Source organism: Streptosporangium sp. NPDC002607, assembly GCF_053592655.1.
In genome coordinates, this window is the sequence record NZ_JBSFWD010000053.1 from 42,578 (window position 1) to 54,009 (window position 11,432).

At 71.9% G+C, this 11,432-nt stretch carries 5 protein-coding genes; 2 read left to right on the forward strand and 3 right to left on the reverse strand.

From position 1 onward, the window contains the following. Positions 1-10 precede the first annotated feature (10 nt). Both ACWD3H_RS38755 and ACWD3H_RS38760 read left to right on the forward strand, forming a co-directional pair. Entirely contained in the window at positions 11-541 is a 531-nt protein-coding gene (locus ACWD3H_RS38755) for a hypothetical protein (RefSeq protein WP_451958545.1), read from the forward strand. A 7-nt stretch (positions 542-548) separates the two neighbouring features. Then, positions 549-1,142, forward strand: a complete 594-nt coding sequence (locus tag ACWD3H_RS38760) for a TetR/AcrR family transcriptional regulator (protein ID WP_451958546.1) — start codon at positions 549-551, stop codon at positions 1,140-1,142. Between the two features lie 37 nt (positions 1,143-1,179). On the opposite strand, the gene ACWD3H_RS38765 is transcribed toward ACWD3H_RS38760, so the two are convergent. From ACWD3H_RS38765 to ACWD3H_RS38775, 3 genes are read right to left on the reverse strand one after another with little or no spacing between them, the layout of a single operon-like run. Next, the gene (locus ACWD3H_RS38765; RefSeq protein WP_451958547.1) at positions 1,180-1,920 is read right to left on the reverse strand and encodes a 4'-phosphopantetheinyl transferase family protein; all 741 of its coding nucleotides are present in this window, start codon (positions 1,918-1,920) and stop codon (positions 1,180-1,182) included. After that, the gene (locus ACWD3H_RS38770) at positions 1,917-2,762 is read right to left on the reverse strand and encodes a metallophosphoesterase family protein (protein WP_451958548.1); all 846 of its coding nucleotides are present in this window, start codon (positions 2,760-2,762) and stop codon (positions 1,917-1,919) included. Before ACWD3H_RS38770 ends, ACWD3H_RS38765 begins: the two co-directional genes overlap by 4 nt. 40 nt (positions 2,763-2,802) lie before the next feature. Continuing rightward, positions 2,803-11,415: an SDR family NAD(P)-dependent oxidoreductase gene (locus tag ACWD3H_RS38775; RefSeq protein WP_451958549.1), complete on the reverse strand. Its 8,613-nt coding sequence runs from the start codon at positions 11,413-11,415 to the stop codon at positions 2,803-2,805. Positions 11,416-11,432 lie beyond the last annotated feature (17 nt).

The window sequence follows — 11,432 nt, forward strand, 5'->3', positions numbered from 1 at the left end:
CACTCCAGGCATGCGAGCTGTCGTCAAAACCGTGGGCACCATCCTTGTCACGATCATCCTTGGCTATCCGCTCTGGGCCCCGGAGTGGGGGCTCGGGATCCTCGGTGAGATCGGGGCGCTGGGCATGCCCGGCGGGCTGATCGCCGTCGCCGTTTTCTTCGGGCTCGTCGCGCTGTACTGCCGTGCCCTTCAGCGGACGATGACGCTCGTGCGCCCCGATGCCAGGACCGCACCGCCCGCATCGGTCTGGTGGATGTTCGCGATCCCCTACAACTTCACTGAAGACTTCTTCATCGTGCGGACCGTCTCCGCCTCAATGACCGCTGACGCGCGTATGCCGGGCGGATTCATCCGGTGGTGGGCGGCACTCGGATACGGATGGTGCGGTTTCCAGATCCTGTCGCTCTTCCCCGGAATGGCCGGGTACATCGGCGGAGCGATCGCCCTCCCGCTGTGGGCCGCACACTGGATCATGACGGGCCGCGTCAACCGCAGGCTTGCCATCCGGCAGCCGGCCTCCCCGCTCACATACAGCCCTTAGGGAACCCATGCCACTTCCCCGCTTCGACCGACTGCCGGCTGACACGCGAGCCGCCATCCTTGCCGTCGCCCGCACCCACTTCGCGCGCGACGGCAAGGATGCGGCGTCCTTCAACCAGATCATCGCCGAGGCCGGTATCTCCAAGACCTCCGCCTACCACTACTTCGACGGCAAAGACGACCTCTTCGGCGCTGTGCTCGCCGACGCGGGCGGCCGAACGCTCACCGCGCTCGGCCCCTGGGCCGACGTGGCGACCGAGGATGAACTGTGGAAGCAGGTCGTGGCGGGCACGACCCGGCTGGTGGCACATCTGCGCGAACACCCGGACGACCGGGCGGTACTTGCCGAGCGCCCCCACCTCGACCGTGAAAGCCGATCCTGGATTCACCGACTCGTCGCGAACGGCCTGCGCATCGGCCTGATCGATCCGCTGCCAAACGTCGAATTGATCACCGTGGCGACGATCGGCGTCTTCGACGCCCTCGACACATGGGCGCTCGACCATCCGAGTGAGCCCGACCACTCCGTCGCGGGCACGCTCACTCTGTTCCTCGCGCGGCTCTGGAACACCCCCTCCAGGGGGGAGGGTGCCGTGGTGTAGCTCACGCGGTTGCGGACTCCGCCGGCGACCTCGCCGGTCAGAGGCGGATCCTCCCTTGCTCGGCGTCACCGAGCAAGGGAGGATCCCGGTCGTCCGAAGCGTCCGGGGCGGTGGCCACGACCGCGATGGCCGTGATCACCAGACCCCCGCGTACCAGCCAGCGGCCGGAGAACTCCCTCAGCTCGCTGCCGTCGCGCAGTCTCGGCCCCTCGACCAGCAGCCGGGCCAGGAAACCGCCCCCGACCGGGTCGAAGGTGATCGACGCCTCGGTGAAGTCGAGGCGTGGTTCCCGCCGCGGGGCCAGCGGGAACCACGCCTTGTAAACGGACTCCTTGGCGCTGAACAGCAGCCGGTCCCACCTCGCCGACGGGTCGCGCCGCAAGAAATCCGTCACCCAGCGTGACTCGTCGTCGACCGCGATGGTCTCCAGGATGCCGGGGGGCAGCGGTTTGTTCGGCTCGGCGTCGATCCCAAGGGTCGTGATGTCATCGGACCGGGCGACGGCGGCGGCACGGTATCCGGCGCAGTGGGTGATGCTGCCGACGACACCGGGGGGCCAGACCGGCGCGCCCTTCGCGCCCGGCACCACGGGCACCAGCGGGTGACCCAGGCGCCTCAGGGCGTCGCGGGCGCACCAGCGCGCCGTGGTGAACTCGCGGCGGCGCTTCTCCACCGCCCCGCTGATCACTGCCTCCTCGGCGAGGAACAGGGCGCATGGCTGCGAGTCGTCGAAGGCCTCCGACGACATGATCTCGCCGGGCAGCAGGTCCTCGATCATGGCGTGAGTTCGGGGGCCAGAATGATCGACCGCGCCGGACGGGGGGTCCCACCCCGTCGGCGCCACTCCCGCGGGTATCCCAACGAAACCTCCTCGAAGCGAACTCCGTCGTGCCACGTCGTGCGTGGTATGTGCAGGTGGCCGTACACGACCACGGCCGCCCGGTACTTGAGGTGCCAGTCGGCGGTCCGCTGGGTGCCGCACCACTGGGCGAACTCCGGATAGCGCAGGACGCGGGTGGGCTCACGTACCAGTGGATAGTGATTGACGAGGATGACCGGGTGGTCGGGATCGCACGCGGCGAGCCGACGCTCGGTGAATTCCAGCCTGGCCCAGCACCATTCCTCGCGGCTCGGATACGGATCGGGATGCAGCAGCATCTCGTCCGTGCACACCACACCGTTCTCGTACGCCACTGCCAGCGACTGCGCCTTCGTGGCCGTTCCAGGGGCGTGGAACGAATAGTCGTACAGCAGGAAGAGGGGCGCGATGGTAACCGGTCCCCCGGGCCCGTCCCATATCAGGTAAGGGTCCTCCGGCGTGCGAACTCCGAGGCGACGGCACATGTCCACGAGGTACCGGTACCGGCTGTCACCGCGAAGCTGAATCGGGTCGTCCTGCGGCGTCCACAGTTCATGGTTGCCCGGCGCCCAGATGACCTGGGCGAAGCGGCGTGCCAGCAGGGTGAGCGCCCATTCGATGTCCTCGGCACGCTCGCCGACGTCACCCGCGACGATCAGCCAGTCCTCCTCGGACCCGGGCCGGAACCCTTCGACGAAGCGTCGATTCTCGGCGTAGGCGACATGCAGGTCGCTTACCGCGAGCAGATTTCGCGCCTTCATGATGTGGTCAGCTCCCGCATGATCCGGAATGGTGATGAATTCACGACAGGCCGAGCTCGTTGTCGAGGATCTCGAACATCTCGCTGTCCGTGGCCGAATCGAGGTCGAACTCCATGTCGCCGGAATCGTGCGACAGCGCCGCCCATTTGGTCTTCAGAACGTCCAGCCGCGCCGCGACCTGCTTGTGCACATCGATGTCGACGGTCATCTCGCTGAAGGCCTTCTCCAGTTTCGCGAGCTCGGCCAGGAGCGCCGCGGACCCCGTCGGCTCGGTCAGGCCGAGCCGGTCAAGCAGGTGGTCCGCGAGAGCGAGCGGCGTGGGGTGGTCGAACACCAGGGTGACCGGCAGGCGCAGCCCGGTGGCGCCGTTCAACCGGTTGCGCAGCTCGACGGCGGTGAGCGAGTCGAAGCCCAGCTCCTTGAGGGCGCGGTCCGGTTCGACGGAGTCGGCTCGGGCATGCCCGAGCACGCCCGCCACCTGGGCGCGCACGAGATCCAGGAGCACCTCGGCACGCTCGGCGGCACCGAGAGCGGTCAGACTGCGCACCAGGGTGTCCGGTTCCTGTTGCCGCCCGCCCGTGGCCGTACGGCGCCTGGCGGACACCAGGCCCCGCAGCAGCGGCGGAACGTCCTCACGCGCCCGCAGCGCCGGCAGATCGAGCCGGACCGGCGCCAGCACCGGGCGGTCCACGGCGACGGCCGCGTCGAACAGCCAAAGCCCCTGCCTCACCGACAGCGGGCGAATACCCGCGCGCGCCATCCGCCGCCGATCGGTGTCGTCAAGCCCGCCGGTCATGCCACCGGTCATCCCGGTGTCCTGCGCCCAGGGCCCCCAGGCCAGCGACATCGCGGGCAGCCCGGCGGCCCGCCGGTGGTGGGCCAGACCGTCGAGGAAGGCGTTGGCCGCGGCGTAGTTGCCCTGCCCCGCGCCGCCGGCCAGGCCGGCCACCGACGAGAAGAGCACGAACGCGGCGAGATCCATGCCCTGGGTGAGCTCGTGCAGGTACCAGGCGGCACCCGCCTTGGGCAACAGCACGGTGTCCAGCCGCTCAGGCCGCAGGGAGGGAATCGTCGCGTCGTCCAACACCCCCGCCGCGTGGACGACCGCGGTCAGCGGATGCTCGGCGGGTACGGCGGCCAGCAGGCCGGCGAGCGCGTCCCGGTCGGACACGTCGCACGTGGCGATGGTGACCTCGGCACCGCAGGCGGCCAGCTCGGCCCGCAGCGCGGGGGCGCCCGGCGCCGCCGGCCCCCGGCGACCTGCCAGCAGCAGATGCCGTACCCCGTGCTCGCTCACCAGATGCCGCGCCACCTCGACGCCGAGACCGCCCGTACCGCCGGTGATCAGCACCGTGCCCTCGGGGTCCCACCGCCGTACGGTGTCCTCGCCCGGCGCCACCGGTGCCAGGCGTGCCACGCTCAGCACCCCGTCGCGCACCGCGACCTGCGGCTCACCACAGGCCAACACCGCCGACAGCAGCGCCCTGGACGGCTCCCCCGGCACATCGAGATCGACGAGCACGAACCGGCCGGGGTCCTCCGCCTGCGCGGCACGGACCAGGCCCCACACGGCGGCCCCCGGCAGGTCGATCAGGCGGTCGTGGTCCGGGTCGTGGTCTGGGACGGTGACCGCGCCGCGCGTCACCACGATGAGGGGGGTGTCGCCGAACCGGTCTTCCGCGAGCCAGCGCTGCAGGAGGTCCAGAACGCGGGCGGTGGACTCGCGCGTCGCGGCGACGACATCCATGGAACGGGCGGAGTCCGCGGCGAGGAACGAGCCCGCGGCCACGGCCACGGCACGCGGCGCGTCCGGTGCCCCTGCCGGCAGGCCGTCCAGTGCGGCGAGGTCCCCGGTCAGCACCGCCACGTCCAGCTCTGCGACGGAGACCGGCTCCTCGGGCAGAGGTGTCCACTCCAGCTGGAACAGCGCGTCCCGTGGCGCTCGGCGGTCACCGCCGGCGACCGGCCCGCCGGGCGATGCCGGACGCGACACCAGCGACTCGGCGGTGAGCACGGGCGCTCCCGCCATGTCCACCGCGGTCACCGACACCGCGTCCGCGCCGGTCCTGGTCACGCGCACGCGCAGTATCGTCGCGCCGCCGGCGTGCAGGTGCACTCCGCCCCACGCGAACGGCAGGCGTCCCGCCTCAGGCTCGGCCGCCTCCAGGAACGGCACCGCGTGCAAGGCGGCGTCCAGCAGCGCCGGGTGCACGCCGTACGAGCCGGCGTCGCCGACCTGCTCCGGCAGGGCGATCTCCGCGAACACCTCATCGTCGCGCCGCCAGACCGCGCGCAGCCCCTGGAACACCGGCCCGTAGGCGAACCCGCCTTCGGCGAACCGGTCGTAGAGGCCGTCCAGCTCGACGGCGGACGCCCCCCGCGGCGGCCACACCTCGGTGTCGAACGCCTGGCCCCGGCCCGCGGCCGCGCGGCCGCCGTCGGAGAGAACACCGGTCGCATGCCGCACCCATGGCTCGTCATCGGCGGCGTCGGCGGGCCGCGCGTAGACGCCGAGCTCGCGGTGGCCCGACGCGTCGGGCGCGCCTACCGACACCTGTACGGCCATCGCGTCCCGCTCGCCGAGCACGAGCGGGGCGGCCATGGTGAGCTCCTCCACCCGGTCGCACCCGGCCTGGTCTCCGGCCCGGATGGCGAGTTCCAGCAACCCCGCGCCGGGGAAGACCACCGTCCCGCCCACGGTGTGGTCCGCGAGCCACGGGTGCGACCGCAGCGAGAGACGGCCGGTGAGCACGACGCCGTCCGTCCCGGCCAGCTCCACCGCCGCCCCCAGCAGCGGGTGCGCCGCCGCCGCGAGCCCGAGATCCCGGGCGTCCCCGACCCGCCGCCCACTCGGCCAGAACCATCGATGCTGGAAGGCGTACGTCGGCAGATCCACCCGGCGGGCACCGGCGAACGCGGTCCTGAACACGGCCGGCCAGTCCACCGCGACACCGTGCGCGTGCAACCTCGCCACCGCCGTCATGATCGCGGTCTGCTCGTCGCGGTCCCTGCGTAGCGCCGGGACAAGCACCGCGCCCACTTGCGGCCCGGACTGCCCCGGGTGCCCGGCGGCCTCGCCCGAGACGACGTCCTCGGCCATCGCCGTCAGCACCCCGTCGGGTCCCAGTTCGAGGTACGCGGTGACCCCTTGCCTTTGCAGCGTCCCCACGCCGTCGGCGAACCTGACCGCGCGCCGTACCTGCGCCACCCAGTAGTCCGGCGAGCACAACTCCTCGGCCGATGCCGGCTCGCCGGTCACGGTCGAGACCACCGGAATCCGCGGCGGTGCGAAGACCAGGCCCTCGGCCACCCGCCGGTACTCCGCCAGCATCGGCTCCATCAGCGGCGAATGGAACGCGTGGCTCACCCTCAGCCGCGTCGTCTTGCGCCCTTCGGCCTCCAACCGGGCGGCGATCCGGACGACCGGTTCCTCGGCACCCGCGATCACCAACGAAGCGGGACCGTTCACCGATGCGATGGAAACCTCGTTCTCGTGCCCGGCGAGAAGCGGCAGTACCTCCTGTTCCGGAGCCTGGACGGCGACCATCGCCCCGCCCGGCGGCAGCGCCTGCATCAGCCGGGCACGCGCCGCCACCAGCCGGCACGCGTCCTGGAGCGGCAGCACGCCGGCCACGTGCGCGGCCGTGATCTCGCCGATCGAATGCCCGGACAGGAAATCCGGCCTGACGCCCCAGGACTCCACCAGCCGGAACAGCGCCACCTCCAGCGCGAACAGCGCCGGCTGGGTGTATCCGGTCTGGTCCAGCAGTTCGGTGTCGCCGAACATCACCTCGCGCAGCGGGTGGTCCAGCTCGGGATCCAGGTGGGCGAGCACGGCGTCGAAGGCACCGGCGAACACCGGGAACCGCTCGTACAACCCACGGCCCATTCCGGGCCGTTGAGCACCCTGCCCGGTGAACAGCAGCGCGAGCCTGCCCGGCCGCGTGCCACGTCCGTGGACCACTCCGGTCGCCGAATGCCCGTCCGCCACCGCCGTCAGGCTCGCCGGCAGCTCGTCCCGGTCACCGGCCAGCACCACCGCCCGATGCTCGAACGCCGAGCGGGTCGTCGCCAGCGAGAAGCCGATGTCCACCGGGGAGGCGTCCAGATCGTCCTGGACCCGCGACAGCAGGCGTGCCGCCTGGGCCCGCAGCGCGTCACTCGTCTTCCCCGAGAGCAACAGGGGCACCGCACCCGGCACGACGCCTGGCGCCGAGCCGGTCCCCGCATCCGTGGTCGGCGGCACCTGCTCGAGGATCACGTGTGCGTTGGTCCCGCTGATGCCGAACGACGACACCCCGGCCCGCCGCGGCCGTCCGATCTCCGACCACGGGCGGTGCTCGGTGAGCAACTCCACCGCGCCCTGGTTCCAGTCCACGTGCGACGAGGCCGCGTCCACGTGCAGCGTGCCCGGCAGCACTTCGTGGCGCATCGCCATGACCATCTTGATCACACCGGCTACGCCCGCGGCCGCCTGGGTGTGGCCGATGTTCGACTTGATCGAGCCCAGCAGCAGCGGGCGGTCATCCGGCCGGTCCTGCCCGTAGGTCGCCAGCAGCGCCTGCGCCTCGATCGGGTCACCCAGTCTCGTCCCGGTCCCGTGACCCTCCACCACGTCCACGTCCGCCGGGGCCAGCCCGGCGCCGGCCAGTGCCTGGCGGATCACCCGCTGCTGCGACGGACCGTTCGGCGCGGTCAACCCGTTGGAGGCGCCGTCCTGGTTCACCGCCGACCCGCGCACCACGGCCAGCACCTGGTGGCCGTTGCGCCGCGCGTCGGACAGGCGTTCCAGCACCAGCATCCCGACACCCTCGGACCAGCCGACACCGTCGGCGGCCTCGGAGAATGACTTGCACCGGCCGTCGCCGGCCAGCCCGTCCTGAGCACTGAAGTTGATGAACGCCCCCGGGGTGGCCATCACGGTCACCCCACCGGCCAGCGCCAGCGAGCACTCACCCGAGCGCAGCGCCTGCGCGGCCAGGTGCATCGCCACCAGTGAGGAGGAGCACGCGGTGTCCACCGTCACCGCCGGCCCTTCCAGGCCGAGCGTGTAGGACAGCCGTCCGGACACGACGCTGCCGGCCGTGCCGGTGCCCATGAAGCTCACCACGTCCGGCGGGAACTCGGCGCTCGTCGCGTAGTCGTGGTACATCACCCCGGCGAACACGCCCGTGTGGCTGCCCCGCAGCGAGAGCGGGTCGATCCCGGCCCGCTCGACCGCCTCCCAGGACACCTCAAGAAGGAGCCGCTGCTGCGGGTCCATCGCCAGCGCCTCGCGGGGCGAGATGCCGAAGAAGCCTGGGTCGAAATCCCCCGCGTCGTGCAGGAACCCGCCTTCGCGGACGTAGCTGGTGCCCCGGCGCTCGCGGTCGGGATCGTACAGCGACTCCAGATCCCAGCCACGAGAGGCCGGGAACGCCGAGATCGCGTCCGTACCTTCCGCGACCAGCCGCCACAGATCCTCGGGGGAGGTCACTCCGCCCGGGTACCGGCACGCCATCGACACGATCACCACGGGATCGTCATCGGCCGATGTGACCGGCTGCGCGACCGTCCGCGTGGTCGCCGAGCCGCCGTGCTCGCCCAGCAACTCCGCCAGGAGGAACTCCGTCAGCGCCGTGACGTTCGGGTAGTCGAACACCAACGTCGCGGGCAGGCGCAGCCCGGTGGCCGCGGACAGCCGGTTGCGCACCTCGACGGCTGTCAGCGAGTCGAAGCCCATGCTCTGGAAGCTGCTCAGCGGCTCGATCGCGTCGCCGTCCGCGTGGCCCAGCACCAAGGCGATCTGGTCGCGGGCCAGCTCCAGCAGGGCGGCCGTCCGCTCGCCTGCTCCGAGCGGCGCGACGCGATCGGCGAGTGCGGTCGCCGCTGCGACCGTCGCCTGCCGGCGGGCCGACGACCGGATCAGCCCTTGGAGCAGGAGTGGGACGTCCTGGCCGGTACGGAATGCCGCCAGATCCAGGCGCGCGGGCACCAAGGCCGGTTCGTCGCCCGTGACCGTCACGTCGAACAGCGCCAGACCGTGATCCGGAGACAGCGGGAGCATCCCGCGCCTGGCGAGCCTGCCCATCTCGGCCTCGCTCAGGGCGCTGGTCATGCCACCGGCCTGGGCCCACGGCCCCCATCCCAGTGAGAGCCCCGGCAGGCCCTCGGCCCGGCGGCGCCGGGCGAGCGCGTCCAGGAAGGCGTTCGCCGCCGCGTAGTTGGCCTGGCCCGCCGTCCCGAACGTCCCCGCCACCGACGAGAACAGCACGAATGCGGACAGATTCTCGTCTCGGGTCAGCTCGTGGAGATGCCAGGCCGCATCCACCTTGGGGCGGAACACCCGCTCCAGGCTCTGCGACGTCAACGTGCCGATCACACCGTCGTCCAGCACGCCCGCGGTGTGCACCACCGCGGTCAGCGGATGCTCGGCGGCTATCCCGGCCAGCAGACCGGCGACAGCGTCGCGATCCGCCAGATCGCATGCCACGACGATCACACGAGCACCGAGCCCGGTAAGCTCCGCCACCAGCTCGCCGGCGCCCTCCGCCCGGTCACCGCGACGGCTCACCAGCGTCAGGTGCCTGATGCCGTGCACGGTCACCAGGTGACGGGCCAGCAGGCCGCCCAGGCCGCCGGTGCCGCCGGTGATCAGCACCGTGCCCTCGGGATCCCAGGCCAGGCCAGGTGGCTCAGCGGGCGGGAAGACCCGGGCCAGCCGGCCGGCCAGCACGGCACCATCCCGGATCACCAGCTGCGGCTCGGCGGCGGCCAGGGCCGACGGCAGCGCGGCGATCGAGGCCGCCGGCGCGCCCACGTGGTCAAGGTCGAGGTCGACCAGTACAAACCGGCCTGGGTGCTCCGCCTCGGCGGCGCGCACGAGCCCCCACACCGTCGCCGCCGCCACGTCATCGCCGTCCACCGCGCCCCGGGTGAGGAACGCCAGCCGCGAACCGGTGAACCGCTCGTCGGCGAGCCAGGATCGCACCAGGTCCAGCACGGACGACGCCAGGCCGTGCGCGGCCGCCGGCACCCCGTCGCCCGGGCCTCCGGCCACCGGTACCAGCACCGTGCGCGGCACGAGAGCACCGCCGTCGTACGCCTCTCCCAGCGACCGCAGATCGGCACCTGTCCCGACAGGACCGCCCATGGCGTCGGCAAGGGCTTCGGCGAGACCCCACTCGTCCGGACCCACTACTGCCAGAGTGCTCGGCGACACCGCGGATACCGGCGGGGCCGGGGCGACCAGCGGGACCCAGTTCAGCCGGAACAGGGAATCCCTTCCGATTGCTCGCGAGCCGGTGGCCTGCTCGTCCGAAAGGACTCGCAGGGTCAGCGACCTGATCGAGGCCACGGGACCGCCCGCGCCAGCGATCGCGATCGACATCGCGTCCGGTCCGGCCCAGGACAACCGCACCCGGACCGCCGATGCCCCCGCCGCGTGCAAGGACACGCCCTCCCACGCGAAGGGCACCTTACGCCGGGCGTCCTCGCTCTGGTCGAGGAGCAGGCACAGGTGCAGCACCGCGTCCAGCAGCGCCGGATGCATACCGAACGCCCCCGCCTCGGCCGCGTCCTGCTCGGGCAGACCGATTTCGGCGTACATATCCGAGTCGCATCGCCAGGCCGCGGTCAGGCCGCGGAACGCCGGCCCGTAGTCGAAGCCGTCCGCCGCCCGCCCCTCGTAGAAGCCTTCCAACGAGATCGGCGTCGCACCCGCCGGTGGCCACACCGTCGTGTCGAACGGCGGTGCGGTAAGGGGCTCGTCGACTGCCAGGAGACCGTCCGCGTGTCGTGTCCAGGGGCGCTCCTCCTCGCCTTCCGGCCGCGCGTGCACGCTCAGCGGCCGGTGTCCCCTCTCGTCGGGCTCGCCCAGCCGCACCTGTACCTGGACACCGCCCTGTTCGGGCAGCGTCAACGGCGCGGCCAGGGTCAGCTCGTCCACTCGCGCGCAGCCGACCTCGTCACCGGCTCGGATCGCCAGTTCCAGGAACGCCGTCGCCGGTACCACCACCCGGCCCGACACCACGTGATCGGCCAGCCACGGCTGGGAACGCACCGACAACCGGCCGGTGAAGAGCACCTCGTCGCCGCCCGCCAGCTCAACGGCGGCTCCCAGCAAGGGATGGTCCGGCGCTCCGAGCCCGGCGTCGGTCACATCGCCGACGCGGGAGAGCGCAGGCCTCGGCCAGAAACGCCGGCGCTGGAAGGCGTAGGTGGGCAGCTCCACCCGGCGGGCGCCGGGGAACACCGCACACCAGTCCACCGGCACCCCGCGCACGTGCAGGGCGGCCAGCGCCGTCATCACCGTGTTCTGCTCGTCCCGGTCCCCGCGCAGCACCGGCACCAGCAGCGCGTCCGGATCCGCCACCGCCTCGGCGTCTGTCAGGACGTCCTGCGCCATGGCGGTCAGTACGCCGTCGGGGCCCAGTTCCAGGTAGGCCCGCACTCCTTGAGCGTGCAGCGTCCGGATTCCGTCGGAGAAGCGGACGGCCCGACGCACCTGCTCGACCCAGTAGTCCGGCGAGCACAGCTGCTCGTCGGTGGCCGCCTGGCCGGTCACCGTGGACACCACCGGGATCTGTGGCGAACTGTAGGACAACGTCCGGGCCAGGGCACGGAAGTCCTCCAGCATCGGCTCCATCAACGGCGAATGGAACGCGTGCGACACCCGCAACCGCTTCGTCC

Excerpts from the sequence above, each read along its gene's own strand:
- ACWD3H_RS38755 (WP_451958545.1), top strand. The coding sequence starts at position 11 with ATGCGAGCTGTCGTCAAAACCGTGGGCACCATCCTTGTCACGATCATC.
- ACWD3H_RS38760 (WP_451958546.1), top strand. The coding sequence starts at position 549 with ATGCCACTTCCCCGCTTCGACCGACTGCCGGCTGACACGCGAGCCGCC.
- ACWD3H_RS38765 (WP_451958547.1), bottom strand. The coding sequence starts at position 1,920 with ATGATCGAGGACCTGCTGCCCGGCGAGATCATGTCGTCGGAGGCCTTC.
- ACWD3H_RS38770 (WP_451958548.1), bottom strand. The coding sequence starts at position 2,762 with ATGAAGGCGCGAAATCTGCTCGCGGTAAGCGACCTGCATGTCGCCTAC.